We start from the raw sequence: 16964 nt of genomic DNA on the forward strand, positions 1-16964 counted from the left end.
TTCGCTTCAGCCGGCCTTGCGGAACTGCAGATCGACCCGCAGCCCGCCCAGCGCCTCCGAGCGCTCCAGCCGCAGGCCGGCGCCATGCCGGTCCGCAATGGTCTTGACGATGGCCAGGCCCAGGCCGCTGCCGGTGGCGCGGCCCTGGGCCTCGCCGCTGCGGTAGAAGCGGTCGAACACGCGCTCGCGCTCCTCGGCCGGGATGCCGGGGCCGCTGTCCTCGATGCGCAGCCGCGCCTGCGGGCCCTCGTCGAGCAGCAGCACGTCGACCTTGCCGCCCTCCGGCGTGTACTTGATCGCGTTGTCCAGCAGATTGCGCAGCAGCACGGCCAGCGCCTCGCCCTGCCCCTGGATCTGCACCGCATCGGCGCGCAGCAGGCCCAGGTCGATGCCGCGCGCCTGCGCCGCCGCGACCTGCTCGCCCAGCACCCGGCGCAGCAGCGGCTCCAGCGCCAGCGGCTGCAGCTGCGCGCCCTCCGGCGCCTCCTGGCGCGCCAGCAGCAGCAGCTGTTCGACCAGATGGCTGGCCCGCTCGACGCCGGCGGCCAGCCGGGTCCGGGCCTGGCCGCGCGCCGCCTCGTCGGCCCCGGCGCGCGCCAGGCCCTCGACCTGCAGCTTCAGCGCGGTCAGCGGCGAGCGCAGCTCATGGGCCGCGTCGGCGACGAAATGGCGCTGCGTCTCGAAGGCCTGACGCATCCGCAGCAGCAGCGAATTCAGCTCGCGCACCATCGGCCGGATCTCGACCGGCAAGCCCTCCTCGCCGACCGGCGACAGGTCCTCCGCCGCGCGCTCGGACAGCTGGCGCCGCACCCGCTCGACCGGCGCCAGCGAGCGGCTGATCACCCAGCCGACCACCAGCAGCAGCAGCGGCAGCACGATCGCGATCGGCGTCACCGTGCGCCAGGCCAGGCGGCTGGCCAGGCGCTCGCGCACCGCCAGCTCCTGGGCCACCTGCACCACCTGGCCGCCGGCCTGCATCGACAGCACGCGGTAGAGCTTGCCGTCGTCGCCCCGCACATCGGCAAAACCCATCACCGCGCGCTGCGGCAGGCGCGCGCGCGGCTGGGCAAAGAGCTGCAGGCCGTCGACGCTCCAGCCCTGGATCACCAGCTCCAGCTCCTCGGGCATCGAATGGCCGATGCCGGGCCGCGCGCCGCTCATCGACAGCGCGGTCTGCTGCATCTGGTAGTCGAAGATCGCGTCGGCCTCCTGCAGCGCGGTGTGATAGGCGCTGCCGCCCTGCAGCAACGCGGCCAGGCTGACCGCGCCGAACAGGAACCACATCAGCCGGCGCTTCAGCGAGGGGCCCATGGCCATCACGCGAGCAATACCGCCGCTCATTGCTTGGGCACCATATAGCCGAGGCCGCGCACGTTCTGGATCAGCGCCGCGCCCAGCTTCTTGCGCAGGCCATGGATATAGACCTCGACCGCATTGCTGGAGACCTCGTCCTTCCAGCCATAGAGCTTTTCCTCCAGTTGCTGGCGCGACAGCACCAGCCCCGGGCGCGCCAGCAGCGGCTCCAATACCGCCCATTCGCGCGCCGACAGCACGACCGACTGGCCGTTGACCATGGCCTCATGGGTGGCGGGGTTCAGGCTGATGCCCATATGCTCGTAGATCGGCTCGCCGCGGCCGCTGGCGCGGCGCAGCAGCGCGCGGATGCGCGCCAGCAGCTCGTCCAGCTCGAAGGGCTTCAGCACATAGTCGTCGGCGCCGGCGTCCAGCCCCTCGACGCGCTGGCTCAGCGCATCGCGCGCGGTCGCGATCAGCACCGGCAGCTGCTGCTTGCGCGCGCGCAAGGCGCGCAGCACCGACAGGCCGTCGCGCTTGGGCAGGCCCAGGTCGAGCAGCAGCAGGTCGTAGTTCTGGGTCTGCAAGGCGGTATCGGCCAGCTCGCCGTCCTTGACCCAGTCCACCGCATAGCTTTCGGCGCGCAGCAGGTCCAGCAGCTGCTCGCCGATCATCGGATCGTCTTCCACCAGCAATAAACGCATCGGCCGATTGTCTCAGCCGGCGGCGGCGTCCGACTTAGACGAGGCTTAGGAGCGGGTCAGGCCTTCAGCTTGAGCATATGCACCACCACGCGGGCGGTGGTCATCTCCGATTCGACGAAGCTGCGGAAGTCACTGCCGGAGCGGTAGGTCGACAGCCAGTCGTTGCGGCGCACCAGGTCGGCCCATTCGTTGGAGCGGGCAACACGTTCCAGCAGGCTGGCCATGGCCTGGGTCTGGCCCTCGTTGAGGCCGGAGGGCGCGAACACGCCGCGCCAGTTGGCCAGTTCGGTGTCGATGCCGCCCTCGCGCAGCGCCGGCAGGCCGTAGCGGCCGCGCCGCGAGCTGACCGCCAGCACGCGGATCGTGCCGGACGCCATCGCGCCGCGGAATTCGCTGTAGCCGGAGATGCCCAGCTGCGCCTTGCCCTCGGTCAGCGCGCGCACCGCATCGCCGCCGCTGCTGGTCGGCAGGTAGCTGAAGTTGTCGGGGTTGCCGCGGCTGGCGCGCAGCATCATGCCCAGCAGCATATGGTCGACGCCGCCGGCCGAGCCGCCGACCACGGTGGCCTTGAAGTCCGGTAAGGCCAGGCGCGCGGCCAGGTCCTTCAGGGTGCGGATCGGCGAGGCCGCCGGCACCGCCACCACCATGAAGTCGCTGGTCAGCCCGGCGATCGGGTTGACCTGGCTCAGGTCGACCTTGGGCCGCTGCAGCGCGATGCCGCCGAGCAGCACCATGCCGGCCACCATCAGGGTGTTGGGCGCACTCGGATAGCGCTCGACGAACTGGGCCAGGCCCAGGGTGCCGGCCTTGCCGCCGATGTTCTCGTACTGGATGCGGTCCACCAACTTGGCGGTCTGCATCGCGGTGCCCAGCGCGCGGCCGGTCTGGTCCCAGCCGCCCCCCGGGTTGGCCGGGATGACGATGCGCAGCTCCGGCAGGGTCTCGAACTTCTGGGCCCGGGCCCCGGCACCGCACAGGGCGGCGGCAGCCCCCAGCAGCACATGACGACGATCCACCATCTTGCCCACCTCCCTGGTTTGTCTGATGTGGCGGGAGTCTAGGGGGCCCACCGCGCTTGCGCACCTGCGACGACCGCACCGTCGCGGTGCAAAGTGTGCGATTTGCCGCGATTCAAACCCGACGAAAGTCACTTGCGTCGCGCATGGGCGACTCCTTGATCACTCCATGTCGCCGACGATCGCGCTGATCTGGCCCTCGGTCGTCAGCTTCGGCTGCGCGCGCTGCAGCTCCGGGCTCATGCGCAGCGCGATCTGGCCCTTGGCGTCCGCCTTGTAGGTCTTGGCCCCCTCCGGCAGATGCACCACCAGGGCACAGGGCGGCGCGGCGCTGGCGCAGCGGAACACCATGCTGTGCACCTTGGGCGCCAGCAGGCTGAGCATGCCGGCCTGGCGCTTGATGAAGCCGTTCATTTGCGTGGCGGAGCGCTGCAGGTCGGCATAGTCGAACTGGCGCGGATCCGGCACCTTGGCGACCAGGTCGATATTGAGGTCCAGATCGTCCTCCGGCCGGTCCGCCTGCACCACCGGATCGAAGCCCGGCTTGGCCAGGCCCGCCGGGCGCTCGAAGCTGCCGTCCGCGCGCAGCGGCAGCTCGACCCGCTGGCCCTGGTCCTGGTACCAGACCTTCACCACGGTGCCGGGGGTCTTGCTGACCAGGGTGTGGCGCAGCGCGATCGCGTCACGCTCGCCGCTGGGCAGGCGCTCCAGCTGGGCGGCGGCCTCAAACAGCTTGCTGGCGGGCATCTGGGCATTCGGCACGGCCTGCGCGGCTACGGCCAGCAGCAGGGAAGAAGACAAGAGGACGGAAGCACGGATCGGCATGAGGACTCCTGAATAGGGCAGATGTGAGGCAAACCGGCCCAGTCTGCGCAGCCGGGCTGAAGCGCGGCTGAGCCCTGCATGAAGCGAGGATGAAGAAAAGGCGGCGACAGGGCCGTGCGGCGACTTCGCCCCGGGCAGCCCAAACCCTGGCTACAATGCCGCCCGTCAGGAGAGAGCTTCCCAGCCGGAAGCCGCCGAAGGCGCAGTGGCACTGGTGATCCCACGCTGCGAACGCTCAGGCAAAAGGACTGACAAAACGCCCATAACCGGGCGTTCCTCACTGGAGAGAGGCGGGCCATCGAGTCCGTCCACCGAAGGGGCAAGCCGTTGGCGATCGGTCAGCGGCCAATCTCTCAGGTAAAGCGGACAGCGAGGGCATATCCCCCCACTCCACCCGGAGTGGGTCTGTCGAATGCCCTCGGAGCCTGGTCCATGTCCGCAGCCCCCCACAACGAATCCCTGAAGACCACCCCGCTGCACGCGCTGCACCTGGAACTCGGCGCCAAGATGGTGCCCTTCGGCGGCTACGACATGCCGGTCCAGTACCCGGCGGGCCTGATGGCCGAGCACAAGCACACCCGCGCCGCCGCCGGCCTGTTCGACGTCTCGCACATGGGTCAGGTGCGCCTGGTCGGCGCCGATGCCGCCGCCGCGCTGGAGACCCTGGTGCCGGTCGACATCGTCGACCTGGGCATGCTCAAGCAGCGCTACGCCCTCTTCACCGACGAGAACGGCGGCATCCTGGACGACCTGATGGTCTGCCGCCGCCCGGACGACCTGTTCGTGGTCGTCAACGCCGGCTGCAAGGAACAGGACATCGCCCATCTGCAGGCCAAGATCGGCGGCCGTTGCGAGGTCATCCCGATGCCCGAGCAGGCCCTGCTGGCCCTGCAGGGCCCCGAGGCCGTCACCGCGCTGGCGCGCCTGAACCCCGACGTCAGGCAGTTGGTGTTCATGACCGGCGGCTTCTTCGAGCTGGACGGCATCCCGACCTTCGTGACCCGCTCGGGCTATACCGGCGAGGACGGCTTCGAGATCTCGGTGCACCAGGACCAGGCCGTCGCGCTGGCGCGCAAGCTGCTGGCCCAGGCCGAGGTCAAGCCGATCGGCCTGGGCGCGCGCGATTCGCTGCGCCTGGAGGCCGGCCTGTGCCTGTACGGCCATGACATCGACACCACGACCACCCCGGTCGAGGGCGCGCTGACCTGGGCGATCCAGAAGGTGCGCCGCGCCGGCGGCGCGCGCGCCGGCGGCTACCCCGGCGCCGCGGTGATCGACCAGCAGTTCGCCGAGGGCGCCGCGAAAAAGCGCGTCGGCCTGGTCAGCAACGAGCGCATGCCGGTGCGCGAGGGCGCCAAGCTGGTCGACGCCAGCGGCGCCGAGGTCGGCACCGTCACCAGCGGCACCGTCGGCCCGACGGTCGGCAAACCGGTGGCCCTGGCCTATGTCGGCGCCGCCCATGCCGCGCTGGGCACCGAGCTGTTCGCGCTGGTGCGCGACAAGCGCACCCCGATGACCGTGTCCGCCACGCCCTTCACGCCGAACCGCTACTACCGCGGTTAAAGCGCCCAAGAAACACAACCCTTCCCCAACGGAGCAAGAGCCCATGAGCACCATCAAGTACACCGCCGACCACGAATGGGTCCAGATCGAAGCCGACGGCACGGTCGTCGTGGGCATCACGGTCCACGCGCAGGACGCGCTGGGCGACGTGGTGTTCGTCGACCTGCCCGAAGTCGGCAAGAGCTTTGCGACCAAGGAAGTGGCCGGCGTGGTCGAATCCGTCAAGGCCGCCGCCGACGTCTACATGCCGGTCGCCGGCGAGATCACCGAGGTCAACGAGGACCTGCGCAACGATCCCTCGCTGGCCAACAGCGACCCGCTCAAGAGCGGCTGGTTCTTCAAGGTCAAGCTGGCGAACAGCGCCGAGCTGGACGGCCTGATGGACGCCACGGCCTACGACGAGCTGGTCAAGAACAGCTGAGCCTTAACTCCATCCAGCAGTAGCAGTAAGGACGGGCACGTCATGTGCCCGTCGTCGTATTCCAAGGAACTTCCATGTTGATGTCTGCGCTCAAGCCCCTGACCGAGCTCGAAAACGCCGCCGAATTCCAGGCCCGCCATATCGGCCCCGACGCCGCCGACGAGGTCGGCATGCTCTCCGTGATCGGCCAGGCCTCGCGCCGCGCGCTGATCGAGGCCATCGTGCCGGCCAGCATCAAGCGCTCGCAGGGCATGGCCCTGCCGGCCGCGGTGACCGAGGCGCAGGCGCTGGCCGAGCTGAAGGCGCTGGCTTCGCAGAACAAGGTGCTGAAGAGCTATATCGGCCAAGGCTACTTCGGCACGCTGACCCCCGGCGTGATCCTGCGCAACATCCTGGAGAACCCCGCCTGGTACACCGCCTACACGCCCTACCAGGCCGAGATTTCGCAAGGCCGCATGGAGGCCCTGGTCAACTTCCAGACCATGGTGACCGACCTGACCGGCATGGCCATCGCCAACAGTTCGATGCTGGACGAGGCCACCTCCGCCGCCGAGGCGATGACCCTGGCCGCCCGCGTGGGCAAGAGCAAGAGCCTGGTGTTCTTCGTCGCCGACGACGTGCTGCCGCAGACCCTGGAAGTGGTGAACACCCGCGCCAAGCCGCTGGGCATCACGGTGCAGGTCGGCCGCGCCGAGGACGCCGGCAAGACCGAATGCTTCGCCGCGCTGGTGCAGTACCCCGGCGTCAATGGCCAGCTGCGCGCGCTCAAGCCGATCGCCGACGCGGTCCATGCCCAGGGCGGCCTCTTGATCGCCGCGGCCGACCTGCTGGCCCTGACCCTGATCCAGTCGCCCGGTGAACAGGGCGCCGACATCGCGGTGGGCACGACCCAGCGCTTCGGCATGCCGATGGGCGCCGGCGGCCCGCATGCCGCCTACATGGCCTGCAAGGACGAGTTCAAGCGCAGCCTGCCGGGCCGCCTGGTTGGCATCAGCGTCGACTCGCATGGCAACCCCGCCTACCGCCTGGCGCTGCAGACACGCGAGCAGCATATCCGCCGCGAGAAGGCCACCTCCAACATCTGTACCGCCCAGGTGCTGCCGGCCGTCGTCGCCAGCATGTACGCGGTCTACCATGGCCCGCAGGGCCTCAAGCGCATCGCCCAGCGCGTCGCCAGCTATGCCGCGATCCTGGCCCAGGGCCTGAAGGGCCTGGGCTGGAGCGTGCTGAACGAGGCCAGCGCCTTCGACACCCTGCACATCGCCACCGGCGCCAAGACCGAGCAGATCCTGGCCGCGGCCGTCACCGCCGGCATGAACCTGCGCCGCGCGGGCGCCGACAGCGTCAGCGCCTCGCTGGACGAGACCACCACCCGCAAGGACCTGCTGGCCCTGCTGTCGGTGTTCGCCGAGGGCAAGACCACCCTGCCCGGCTTCGAGAGTTTCGAGAAGGGCGTCGCGCCGCTGATCCCGGCCGAGCTGGCCCGCTCCAGCGCCTACCTGACGCATCCGGTCTTCAACACGCACCACTCGGAAACCGAGATGCTGCGCTATCTGCGCGCCCTGGCCGACAAGGACCTGGCGCTGGACCGCTCGATGATCCCGCTGGGCTCCTGCACGATGAAGCTCAACGCGACCAGCGAGATGATCCCGATCACCTGGCCCGAGTTCGCCGGCGTGCATCCCTTCGCGCCGCAGGACCAGTTGAAGGGCTACAGCCTGCTGAACCAGGAGCTGACCAGCTGGCTGTGCCAGGCCACCGGCTATGCCGGCATCAGCCTGCAGCCCAATGCCGGCTCGCAGGGCGAATACGCCGGCCTGCTGGCGATCAAGGCCTTCCACGAGGCGCGCAAGGAAGGCCATCGCAAGATCTGCCTGATCCCCGAATCGGCCCATGGCACCAACCCGGCCTCGGCCCAGATGGTGGGCATGCAGGTCGTCGTGACCAAGTGCGATCGTGATGGCAATATCGATCTGGCCGACCTGAAGGCCAAGTGTGAGCAGCACAGCGCCAACCTGGCCGCGATCATGATCACCTACCCCTCCACCTATGGCGTGTTCGACACCCATGTGAAGGAGATCTGCGCGCTGGTGAAGAGCCATGGCGGCCGCGTCTATGTGGATGGCGCCAACATGAACGCGCTGGTCGGCATCGCCGCGCCGGGCGAGTTCGGCGGCGACGTGTCGCACCTGAACCTGCACAAGACCTTCTGCATCCCGCATGGCGGCGGCGGCCCCGGCGTCGGCCCGGTCTGCGTGGTCGAGGACCTGGTGCCCTACCTGCCGGCGCACCGCTCGGCCGGCCTGGGTAACGACAGCAATATCGGCGCCGTCTCAGCCGCGCCGCTGGGCAATGCGGCCGTGCTGCCGATCTCCTGGATGTATGTGCGCATGATGGGCGCCGAGGGCCTGACCGCGGCGACCGAGACCGCGATCCTGTCGGCCAACTATGTGGCGGCACGCCTGTCCGACCATTACGACATCCACTTCAGCGGCAATATCGCCGGCGTGAAGGGCGGCGGCGTGGCCCATGAGTGCATCCTGGACCTGCGCCCGCTGAAGGACACGAGTGGCGTCAGCGCCGAGGACGTGGCCAAGCGCCTGATCGACTATGGCTTCCACGCGCCTACGCTCAGCTTCCCCGTCGCCGGCACCCTGATGGTGGAGCCGACCGAGAGCGAGTCGAAGTTCGAGCTGGACCGCTTCTGCGACGCGATGATCGCGATCCGCGCCGAGATCGCCAAAGTCGAGAGCGGCGCCTGGACCCGCGAGGACAACCCGCTGGTCAACGCGCCGCACACCGCCGCCAGCCTGCTGACGGGCGACTGGACCCATGGCTACGGCCGCGACGAGGCCGCCTACCCGGTGGCCAGCCTGCGCAAGCAGAAGTACTGGGTGCCGGTGGGCCGCGTGGACAATGTCTACGGCGACCGCAACCTGTTCTGCTCCTGCCTGCCGCTGTCCGAGTACGGCAGCGACGACGAAGCCAGCAAGGCCTGACCCTCTCCCAGCCAGCCCGCCCCAAGGAGCGCCGACGATGGCCGTTTCCGTTTTCGACCTGTTCAAGATCGGCATCGGCCCGTCGAGCTCCCACACGGTGGGCCCGATGCGTGCTGCGCGCCTGTTCGGCCTGCGCCTGAAGCATGAGGGCCTGCTGGAACGCGTGGCCCGCGTGCAGGTGATCCTCTACGGCAGCCTGGGCGCCACCGGCAAGGGCCATGGCAGCGACAAGGCGGTGCTGCTGGGCCTGGCCGGGCATGAGCCGGACACGGTGGACGTCGAGGCCATCCCGGGCCTGCTGGACGGCATCCGCGCCGGCGACCTGAACCTGGTCGGCGAGCGGATGCTGCGCTTCGACGAGACCAAGGACCTTGTGTTCAAGCGCCGCGAGTCCCTGCCCTTCCATGCCAACGGCATGCGCTGCCTGGCCTTCGACGCCGAGGGCGGCGAGATCGCCAACCGGGTCTACTACTCGGTCGGCGGCGGCTTCATCGTCAGCGACGAGGTGGCGGCGGATGGCAGCAAGCAGAAGGTGATCGCCCCCGATGCCACCGTGCTGCCCTATCCCTTCAAGACCGGCGACGAGCTGCTGGCGCTGACCCGGGAGCATGGCATCTCGATCGCCGAGGTGATGCGCCGCAACGAGCGCCACTGGCGAGCGGACGAGGAGACCCGCGCCGGCCTGCTGAAGATCTGGCGGGTGATGCAGGACTGCGTGGCCCGCGGCTGCCGCACCGAGGGCATCCTGCCCGGCGGCTTCAAGGTCAAGCGCCGCGCGGCCCAGCTGCACCGCGACCTGACCGCCAACCCCGAGGCGGCGCTGCGCGACCCGCTGCAGGTGATGGACTGGGTGAATCTCTACGCGCTGGCGGTCAACGAGGAGAACGCCGCCGGCGGCCGCGTCGTCACCGCGCCGACCAATGGCGCGGCCGGCATCGTGCCGGCGGTGCTGCACTACTACTCGCGCTTCGTGCATCACGCCAACGACGAGGGCGTGGTCGACTTCCTGCTGACCGCCGCGGCGATCGGCATCCTCTACAAGGAAAACGCCTCGATCTCCGGCGCCGAGGTCGGCTGCCAGGGCGAGGTCGGCGTGGCCTGCTCGATGGCCGCCGCCGCGCTGTGCCAGGTGATGGGGGGCACGCCCGAGCAGGTCGAGAACGCCGCCGAGATCGGCATGGAGCACCACCTGGGTCTGACCTGCGATCCGGTCGGCGGCCTGGTGCAGATCCCCTGCATCGAGCGCAACGCGATCGCCTCGGTCAAGGCCATCAATGCCGCGCGCATGGCGCTGCGCGGCGACGGCACCCATTTCGTCAGCCTCGACAAGGTCATCAAGACCATGCGCGACACCGGCGCCGACATGATGACCAAGTACAAGGAAACCGCGCGCGGCGGCCTGGCGGTCAACATCGTCGAGTGCTGAGCCCGCGACGGCCTCAGTGCGGCGGGTTGTCCTCCGGCAGCCAGCGCTTGTAGATCGCCTGGAAGCTGCCGTCGCGCTTCATCGCGTCGAGCTGGCGCTGCCAGGCGCGCACCAGGGCGTCCGGCGTACCGCGCGAGAAGGCGATATAGCCCTCGGTGCTGGCGAAGCTGTAGACGATCTCCAGCGCGTCGGCCGGCAGGCCCATCTCGGCCAGCGTCGCCGGCATCGAGATGCGCTCGGTCGCGAACAGCGGCGCGCGCCGCGCCAGCAGCATGCGCACGCCCTGCTGCGGATCGCTGACCTCGAACAGATTGCGAAAGGCCTGGCTGCGCAGTTGCTCGGCGGTGTACCAGCCGCGCACCACCAGCACCTCCTCGACCAGGCGCGCCTCGCCCAGATGGCGCAACCGCAGCCCGCCGCCGGCCGGCGCATACAGCGCGCTGTAGAAGGTGACGATCGGCCCGACCCATTTGAACAGGCGCTCGCGCTCGGGCGTGCGAGCCATCGCGAACAGCGCGGCGGGCCGCTGCGGCTGCTGCGCCTCGCGGAAGGCGCGCGCCCAGGGCATGAACTCGATCTCGGCCGGCTGCTCCAGGCGGCGCTGGATCTCCTGCACCACCTCCACCGCCAGGCCGCGCGGCCGCCCCTGCTCGCTGTAGTTGATCGGCGGGAATTCCTCGCTGAGCAGGCGCAGCGGCGCTGCGTTCACCACCCAGGGCCAGGCCAGCAGGAGCAAGCAAAGCCAGGTCCGCAGCGGCGACATGATGGCGCAGGCGCTACAGCGCCCGCAGCTCCGATTTCAGGTACCACTCGGCGATGCGCTCGCCGTCCCAGCGCAGGCAGACATGCTCGGCCTGGCGGCAAGGCGGCACGGTGGCGCGTGGCGTGAACAGCGCCACGCATTGCCCGCCGGGATGGCGCACGCTGTCATAGACGATGCCGGCCTCGCCGGCCAGGCGGCGCTGCACACCATAGACCTGCGAGACGGCGTAGCTGTCCGGATCGTGCAGCACGCCGCCCAGGCCGCGCAGGTCACGCAGGCTGGCGCGCACCGCGACGCGGTAGCAGCGCAGGTCGATATCGAGCGCCGGCTCGGCCGTGCGGGACAGGAAGCGCGCGCGGTGATGACTGACCTCGGCCACCGCGGTCTCCAGCGCCGCGGCGGCGTAGTAGACGCCGTAGCTGCCGTCCGAGAAACGCGAGCCCTCGGGATTCAGATGGGTGAAGGCCGCCATGATGGGACTGCTGCCCGGGCCGCTGATGCGCTGCTCGGGCGAGACCAGGCGCAGCTGCCCGACCTCCTCGCGCAGGCGCGGATTGCCCAGCGACTCGATCGCGAACACCACGTCCAGATCGGCCGGATCGGCCACCGCATCGAACAGCGAGACCGGCGGGAAACGGCTCGGTATCAGCCGGCAGCTGTCGGCCCAGTGGAGCTCGCGGCGCGGCGTGTCGAGGGCGGCGGTTTCGTCGTCCTGCAGCGCCATCAGGCCCAACCGCCGCGTTGCGCGTCCAGGTACTGGCGCACGACGAACAGGTCGGATACCTGCCCGCCCAGCAGGCGCTCCAGCGCGGTGCCGCCACCGAACAGCGGCGCGCTGTTGGGCCGGCGCATCCAGGCATTGGCCCGCTCGGGGATCGGCAGCAGGATCTGCAGCGCGGCATAGATGCCGAACAGATGCGACAGGCGCTCCAGGGTCGCGCCGTCCAGGCCGCGCTTGATGCGGCCGGCCTTCCAGTCGAAGAAGGTGGTGCGGCCGCAGCCGAGCAGGCGCTGCTGCTCCTCGTTGGAGAGCTCCCAGGCCTTGGCGATATTGAAGAAGGTGCGCAGCGCGGCGGCGGCGGCCGGCGATTCCAGATCGGCGGCGCCCGGAGCCGTGGCCGGTGCCGCTTCGCGGGCGTGAAAGACGAGAGCCATCGGGTCCTCCTAAAGGGATGTCCCTGATGGCTCTCAGTGTAAGTTCAATTGAGAACTGAAGTCAAATTTCAGTCCACTCTAGAACTTCTGCATTCCCCAGCGGCGTCCGAGGATCCGGCTCTGCCGGGCCTGCGGGCGCGCCCCCTCGAGGGGGCGGCCGCAGGCCGTAGGGGGTAGGCCTACTTCCTACGGATCTTTGCCAGTTCCGCCTGCGTCTCGTTCCACAGCTCCATGCCGACCTGGGTGGCGATGCCGGCGTTGACCTTGGTCAGCTTGTCGCGCATGCGGCCGACCTCGGCCGGGCTCAGCTCGGTGACCTGCATGCCCTTGGCCTTCAGCTCGGCCAGGGCCTTGGCGGCCTCCTCGCGGGTGTCCTTGCGCTCGAAGTCGCGGCTGATCGCGGCGGCCTTCTGCAGCACCGCACGCTCGTCCTTGGACAGGCCGTCCCAGAACTTCTTGCTGACGGTGACGATCCAGGGCGCGTAGACATGGTTGGTCACGCTGAGGTACTTCTGCACCTCGTAGAACTTGGCCGACAGGATGGTGTTGTAGGGGTTCTCCTGGCCGTCGACCGCCTTGGTCTCGAGCGCGGTGAACAGCTCGGAATACGGCAGCGGCACCGCGTTGGCGCCCAGGATCTTGAAGCTGTCCAGGTAGACGTTGTTCTGCATCACGCGCAGCTTGATGCCGTCCAGGTCCTCCAGCTTGGCGACCGGCTTCTTGTTATTGGTCAGGTTGCGGAAGCCGTTTTCCCAATAGACCAGACCGACCAGGCCCTTCTCTTCCAGCTTGGCCTTGACCTTCTCGCCGACCGGTCCGTCCAGCAGCGCATCGGCCTCCTTGGTGTTGTTGATCAGGAAGGGCGTGTCCCACAGGGCCATTTCCTTCGTGATGCCGACCAGGGTGGCAGTGGAGCCGACCATCATCTCCTGCGCGCCGCCGATCAGGGCCTGCTGCATCTGGTTGTCCGAACCCAGGGCCGCGCCGCCGATCACGCGCAGCTTCATCTTGCCGCCGGAGAGCTTCTCGACGTTCTCGGCCAGCACCTTGGCCGCGCGGCCCTGGTTGCTGGCCTCGGCCAGGCCGTAGCCGAAACGGATCAGGCGCGGCTTGATGTCCTGGGCCTGGGCCACGCCGGCCGTGGCCAGGCAAAGGGCCGCGGCGGCCAGCAGGGTGCGACGCAGAGTTTTCATGGTGACGGTCTCCTTGTGGGTATGAGGGGGTGGGGGGGTCGGCGGCTCAGCGCATCCAAGCGACCGGCGCGGTGACGAGCTGCGGGAACAGGGTGAACAGGATCAGGATCAGCACATAGGTGAACAGGAAGGGGTTCACGCCCTTGATCACCTGGTGCATCGACAGCCGGCCCACGCCGGCCACCACGTTCAGCACCGTGCCCACCGGCGGCGTGATCAGGCCGATCGCGCCATTGAGCACGAACATCAGGCCGAAGTACACCGGGTCGATGCCGGCCTTGACCGCGATCGGCAGCATCACCGGCGCGAAGATCAGGATGGTCGGCGTCAGGTCCAGCGCGGTGCCGATGACCACCAGCACGATCATCATCACCGCCATCAGCAGGCGCGGAGACTCGACCAGCGGCCCCAGCCAGCCGGTCAGCACACCCGGCAGGTCGGCCAGGGTGATCATGTAGCTGGCCACCTGCGCGCCGGCGCACAGCAGCATCACGATCGAGGTGGTCTTGGCCGCGCGCACCAGCACCTGGCTCAGGCCGCCCAGGTTCATTTCGCGATGCACGAACAGCGCAATCACCAGCGCATAGAAGGCCGCGACCACCGCCGCCTCGGTCGGCGTGAACACGCCGCTCTTCATGCCGCCGATGATGATCACCGGCATCAGGATGGCCCAGAAGGCCTTGGCCGTCGCGCGCAGGCGCTCCTTGAGCGGCAGCGGCTCGCCGGCCGGCAGCTCAAGCTTGCGCAGCTGCAGCTTCCAGGCGACCAGCAGGCCGATGCCCATGATCAGGCCCGGCACGATACCCGACAGGAACAGCGCCGAGATCGAGGTGTTGGTCGTCACGCCGTAGATCACGAAGGGCATCGAGGGCGGGATGATCGGCGCGATGATGCCGCCCGAGGCGATCAGGCCGGCCGAGGTCGCCATCGGGTAGCCATGGGCGCGCATCATCGGCAGCAGGATCGTGGCCAGCGCCGCGGTATCGGCCAGGGCCGAGCCGCTCATGCTGGCCATCAGCACCGCCGCGCCGATCGCGACAAAGCCCAGACCGCCGCGGATATGCCCCACCCAGGCCTGGGCCATCGTGATGATGCGCCGGCTGATGCCGCCGCTGTTCATCAGCTCGCCGGCCAGGATGAAGAAGGGCACGGCCAGCAGCGGGAAGCTGTCGATGCCGGCCACCAGGTTCTGCGCCAGCAGCTGGGTGTCCCAGAAGTCCAGCGCCCAGGCCATGCCCGCGCCGGTCAGCACCAGCGCGAAGGCCATCGGGATGCCGATGCCCATCAGCACAAGCATGCCCAGCGAGAAAACGACGAAGGAGAGTGCCTCGTTGCTCATCGGTCCGTCACTCCACTTCCGCCTCGTGGCCCAGGTCCAGCGCCTGGCCACGCAGCAATTGCCACAGGGCCATCAGCCCAATCGCCACCGCACTCAGAAAGGCCGGCAGCGGCAGCAGCGCGGACGAATAGCCCAGCACCACCGACTGGCTGCCCAACCCCACCACCACCTGCTGCCAGGCGCCCCAGGCCAGCAGCACGCAGGCCAGCACGACCGCCACGCGGATCAGCAGCGTCATCGCCTTCAGCACCATCGGCCGCTTGCGCAGCGGCAGCAGCAGGCTGGTGAAGGCCATGTGCTCGCCGCGCGGGTAGGCGGCCGTGGCGCCGATGAAGACCATCCAGACAAAGAGCAGGCGCGACAGCTCCTCGCTGGCCGCGATGCCGCTGCCGAAGCCGTAGCGCAGCACCACATTGATGAACACCGCCAGCGCCATCACGGCCAGGCAGAGCGCCATCAGCGCATTGCTGAGCCGGGTCCACCAGGGCTGCTGCTCGCTGTCACCACTGCTGCTGCTCATGCGCTTTCTCCTTCTACTGCCAGCCAGGCCAGGGCCTGGCTCAATTGTTCCTGCGGCGCCTGCGCAGCCGCCACCGTCAACACCCCGGCCTCGCCCTGCGGCGATTCCAGCGCGGCGAACTGGCTGTCCACCAGGCTGGCCGGGAACAGATGCTGGGCCGCGCGCGCCGAGACGCGCCGCAGCGCCAGCTCACGGTCGATCTCCAGGAAGACGAAGCGCAGCCCAGGCCGCGCGGCGCGCAGGCGCTCGCGGTAGGCGCGCTTGAGCGCCGAGCAGGCCAGCACCACGCCGCCGGGATGCTTTTGCAGCTCCCCGCCCAAGGTGTCGAGCCAGCCGGCTCGGTCCGCATCGGTCAGCGCGACGCCGGCGCGCATCTTCTCGATCGAGCTTGGGGCATGGAAGGCATCGCCCTCGACATAGGCCCAGCCGCGCGCCTGCGCCAGGGCCTGACCCAGGCTGGATTTGCCGCAACCGGCAACCCCCATGACAACCACTGCAGCCATCGGACAGCGCTATCCAATTCAGGTAAACAAAAGGTGGTGCGATCTGCATCAGGACACCACCCGCCACGAGCCGTCGACCCGCCCTTTCGGGCGATCAAGGCGGTGATCAAGGGTGATCCACCTTGGCCCCGGACTCGGATAGCGCTATCCTAGGCTTCAATCAAAATGCACCGTATCAGGGAAACTACGCACCGATGAGTCACAGGCCCCCGCTCGATCCCGCACCACCCCGGCGCCGCCGCTCCAGCGGCCGGGTGACCCTGCAGGAGGTGGCGCAGGCCGCCGGCGTCAGCCCGATCACCGCCTCGCGCGCGCTGCGCGGCGAGCGCGCGGTGGCGCCGGAGCTGGTCGAGCGGGTGCAGGCCGCGGTGCAGCGCCTGGGCTATGTGCCCGATCCCGCGGCGCGCGCGCTGGCCTCCAGCCGCAGCTCCCAGGTCGCGGTGCTGATCCCGCTGCTGTCCAATGCCCTGTTCGTCGACCTGCTGGACGCGGTGCAGCGCACCCTGCTGCCGGCCGGCTACCAGACCCTGATCGGCGTCACCCATTACGACCCGGTCGAGGAGGAGGCGCTGCTGCGCAGCTACCTGCTGCACCGCCCGGCCGGCCTGATCGTCACCGGCTTCGACCGCAGCGAGGCCGCGGCCGCGCTGATCCGCGCCAGCGGTGCGCCCTGCGTGCATGTGATGGAGACCCAGGGCGGCGACGGCGTCTACAGCGTCGGCTTCTCGCAGGCCGCCGCCGGCCAGGCGATCACCGAGGCCCTGCTGCTGCGCGGTCGGCGCCGCATCGCCTTCGCCGCGGCGCAGTTGGACCCGCGCACCCTGCAGCGCGCCGAGGGCTACCGCCGCGCGCTGCGCACCGCCGGCTGTTACGACCCGGCGCTGGAATTCCTCGACGCGGCGCCCTCCTCGCTGGCTCTGGGCGGCCGCCTGCTGGAGCGGGTGCTGGCCGAGGCCCCTGAGGTCGATGCGATCTTCTTCAACAACGACGACCTGGCCCAGGGCGCGCTGCTGGCCGCGCTGCGACTGGGCATCCGGGTGCCGCAGCGCCTGGCCGTGGCCGGCTTCAACGACCTGACCGGCAGCGACCAGATGCTGCCGCCGCTCAGCACCGTGCGCACCCCGCGCAGCGAGATCGGCCGCGAGGCCGCCGCGATGCTCCTGGCGCTGATGCGCGGCGAGGCGGTGGCCGCGCCGCAGCGGGACTTGGGCTATGAGGTGCTGCTGCGGGGCAGCACCTGATCA

16 protein-coding genes and 2 riboswitches are annotated in these 16964 nt (G+C 69.4%); of the genes, 5 read left to right on the top strand and 11 right to left on the bottom strand.

Annotated features, from left to right (window positions below):
• Positions 1-6 precede the first annotated feature (6 nt).
• The 4 genes from G8A07_RS15780 to G8A07_RS15795 all read right to left on the bottom strand — a co-directional run bounded on the left by G8A07_RS15780 (position 7) and on the right by G8A07_RS15795 (position 3838).
• Positions 7-1341, bottom strand: a complete 1335-nt coding sequence (locus G8A07_RS15780) for an ATP-binding protein (RefSeq protein ID WP_249937015.1) — start codon at positions 1339-1341, stop codon at positions 7-9.
• Positions 1338-1997, bottom strand: a complete 660-nt coding sequence (locus G8A07_RS15785; RefSeq protein WP_195792988.1) for a response regulator — start codon at positions 1995-1997, stop codon at positions 1338-1340. Before G8A07_RS15785 ends, G8A07_RS15780 begins: the two co-directional genes overlap by 4 nt.
• A 56-nt stretch (positions 1998-2053) precedes the next feature.
• Entirely contained in the window at positions 2054-3016 is a 963-nt protein-coding gene (locus tag G8A07_RS15790; RefSeq protein ID WP_195792989.1) for a tripartite tricarboxylate transporter substrate binding protein, read from the bottom strand.
• Positions 3017-3175: 159 nt separating this feature from the next.
• The gene (locus tag G8A07_RS15795; protein WP_195792990.1) at positions 3176-3838 is read right to left on the bottom strand and encodes a DUF2987 domain-containing protein; all 663 of its coding nucleotides are present in this window, start codon (positions 3836-3838) and stop codon (positions 3176-3178) included.
• 156 nt (positions 3839-3994) lie between these two features.
• A riboswitch (glycine riboswitch) is annotated at positions 3995-4099 on the top strand.
• A 9-nt stretch (positions 4100-4108) separates the two neighbouring features.
• Positions 4109-4218, top strand: a riboswitch (glycine riboswitch).
• Between the two features lie 52 nt (positions 4219-4270).
• Between G8A07_RS15795 and gcvT the strand changes: the two genes are divergently transcribed.
• From gcvT to G8A07_RS15815, 4 genes are all read left to right on the top strand, one after another.
• Complete coding sequence (gcvT, locus tag G8A07_RS15800) at positions 4271-5401, top strand: glycine cleavage system aminomethyltransferase GcvT (protein WP_195792991.1); 1131 nt, start codon at positions 4271-4273, stop codon at positions 5399-5401.
• A gap of 43 nt (positions 5402-5444) precedes the next feature.
• Positions 5445-5822 (top strand): glycine cleavage system protein GcvH, encoded by a 378-nt coding sequence (gene gcvH, locus G8A07_RS15805; RefSeq protein ID WP_195792992.1) that lies wholly within the window; start codon positions 5445-5447, stop codon positions 5820-5822.
• A gap of 74 nt (positions 5823-5896) precedes the next feature.
• Positions 5897-8821, top strand: coding sequence for an aminomethyl-transferring glycine dehydrogenase (gene gcvP, locus G8A07_RS15810; RefSeq protein WP_195792993.1), 2925 nt, complete (start codon positions 5897-5899; stop codon positions 8819-8821).
• A gap of 37 nt (positions 8822-8858) precedes the next feature.
• Positions 8859-10247 (top strand): L-serine ammonia-lyase, encoded by a 1389-nt coding sequence (locus G8A07_RS15815; protein ID WP_195792994.1) that lies wholly within the window; start codon positions 8859-8861, stop codon positions 10245-10247.
• Positions 10248-10260: 13 nt separating this feature from the next.
• On the opposite strand, the gene G8A07_RS15820 is transcribed toward G8A07_RS15815, so the two are convergent.
• The 7 genes from G8A07_RS15820 to G8A07_RS15850 all read right to left on the bottom strand — a co-directional run bounded on the left by G8A07_RS15820 (position 10261) and on the right by G8A07_RS15850 (position 15702).
• Entirely contained in the window at positions 10261-11010 is a 750-nt protein-coding gene (locus G8A07_RS15820; RefSeq protein WP_195792995.1) for an ABC transporter substrate-binding protein, read from the bottom strand.
• Positions 11011-11023: 13 nt separating this feature from the next.
• A complete protein-coding gene (locus G8A07_RS15825; RefSeq protein WP_195792996.1) occupies positions 11024-11734 on the bottom strand; it encodes an RES family NAD+ phosphorylase in 711 nt (236 codons plus the stop codon).
• Complete coding sequence (locus tag G8A07_RS15830; protein ID WP_195792997.1) at positions 11734-12165, bottom strand: MbcA/ParS/Xre antitoxin family protein; 432 nt, start codon at positions 12163-12165, stop codon at positions 11734-11736. The genes G8A07_RS15825 and G8A07_RS15830 overlap by 1 nt, the downstream gene beginning before the upstream one ends.
• 179 nt (positions 12166-12344) lie before the next feature.
• Positions 12345-13358, bottom strand: coding sequence for a TRAP transporter substrate-binding protein (locus G8A07_RS15835; RefSeq protein WP_195792998.1), 1014 nt, complete (start codon positions 13356-13358; stop codon positions 12345-12347).
• 46 nt (positions 13359-13404) lie between these two features.
• On the bottom strand, positions 13405-14697 hold the full coding sequence (locus G8A07_RS15840; RefSeq protein WP_195792999.1) for a TRAP transporter large permease: 1293 nt from the start codon (positions 14695-14697) through the stop codon (positions 13405-13407).
• A gap of 7 nt (positions 14698-14704) precedes the next feature.
• Positions 14705-15217: a TRAP transporter small permease gene (locus G8A07_RS15845; protein ID WP_195793000.1), complete on the bottom strand. Its 513-nt coding sequence runs from the start codon at positions 15215-15217 to the stop codon at positions 14705-14707.
• Positions 15214-15702, bottom strand: coding sequence for a gluconokinase (locus G8A07_RS15850; protein WP_195793001.1), 489 nt, complete (start codon positions 15700-15702; stop codon positions 15214-15216). The genes G8A07_RS15845 and G8A07_RS15850 overlap by 4 nt, the downstream gene beginning before the upstream one ends.
• A gap of 212 nt (positions 15703-15914) precedes the next feature.
• On the opposite strand from G8A07_RS15850, the gene G8A07_RS15855 reads away from it, so the two are divergent.
• Positions 15915-16961, top strand: a complete 1047-nt coding sequence (locus G8A07_RS15855; protein WP_195793002.1) for a LacI family DNA-binding transcriptional regulator — start codon at positions 15915-15917, stop codon at positions 16959-16961.
• Positions 16962-16964: the final 3 nt, after the last annotated feature.

Source organism: Roseateles sp. DAIF2, assembly GCF_015624425.1.
Classification (GTDB): Bacteria; Pseudomonadota; Gammaproteobacteria; order Burkholderiales; family Burkholderiaceae_C; genus Kinneretia.

Excerpts from the sequence above, each read along its gene's own strand:
- G8A07_RS15780 (WP_249937015.1), bottom strand. The coding sequence starts at position 1,341 with ATGAGCGGCGGTATTGCTCGCGTGATGGCCATGGGCCCCTCGCTGAAG.
- G8A07_RS15785 (WP_195792988.1), bottom strand. The coding sequence starts at position 1,997 with ATGCGTTTATTGCTGGTGGAAGACGATCCGATGATCGGCGAGCAGCTG.
- G8A07_RS15790 (WP_195792989.1), bottom strand. The coding sequence starts at position 3,016 with ATGGTGGATCGTCGTCATGTGCTGCTGGGGGCTGCCGCCGCCCTGTGC.
- G8A07_RS15795 (WP_195792990.1), bottom strand. The coding sequence starts at position 3,838 with ATGCCGATCCGTGCTTCCGTCCTCTTGTCTTCTTCCCTGCTGCTGGCC.
- gcvT (WP_195792991.1), top strand. The coding sequence starts at position 4,271 with ATGTCCGCAGCCCCCCACAACGAATCCCTGAAGACCACCCCGCTGCAC.
- gcvH (WP_195792992.1), top strand. The coding sequence starts at position 5,445 with ATGAGCACCATCAAGTACACCGCCGACCACGAATGGGTCCAGATCGAA.
- gcvP (WP_195792993.1), top strand. The coding sequence starts at position 5,897 with ATGTTGATGTCTGCGCTCAAGCCCCTGACCGAGCTCGAAAACGCCGCC.
- G8A07_RS15815 (WP_195792994.1), top strand. The coding sequence starts at position 8,859 with ATGGCCGTTTCCGTTTTCGACCTGTTCAAGATCGGCATCGGCCCGTCG.
- G8A07_RS15820 (WP_195792995.1), bottom strand. The coding sequence starts at position 11,010 with ATGTCGCCGCTGCGGACCTGGCTTTGCTTGCTCCTGCTGGCCTGGCCC.
- G8A07_RS15825 (WP_195792996.1), bottom strand. The coding sequence starts at position 11,734 with ATGGCGCTGCAGGACGACGAAACCGCCGCCCTCGACACGCCGCGCCGC.
- G8A07_RS15830 (WP_195792997.1), bottom strand. The coding sequence starts at position 12,165 with ATGGCTCTCGTCTTTCACGCCCGCGAAGCGGCACCGGCCACGGCTCCG.
- G8A07_RS15835 (WP_195792998.1), bottom strand. The coding sequence starts at position 13,358 with ATGAAAACTCTGCGTCGCACCCTGCTGGCCGCCGCGGCCCTTTGCCTG.
- G8A07_RS15840 (WP_195792999.1), bottom strand. The coding sequence starts at position 14,697 with ATGAGCAACGAGGCACTCTCCTTCGTCGTTTTCTCGCTGGGCATGCTT.
- G8A07_RS15845 (WP_195793000.1), bottom strand. The coding sequence starts at position 15,217 with ATGAGCAGCAGCAGTGGTGACAGCGAGCAGCAGCCCTGGTGGACCCGG.
- G8A07_RS15850 (WP_195793001.1), bottom strand. The coding sequence starts at position 15,702 with ATGGGGGTTGCCGGTTGCGGCAAATCCAGCCTGGGTCAGGCCCTGGCG.
- G8A07_RS15855 (WP_195793002.1), top strand. The coding sequence starts at position 15,915 with ATGAGTCACAGGCCCCCGCTCGATCCCGCACCACCCCGGCGCCGCCGC.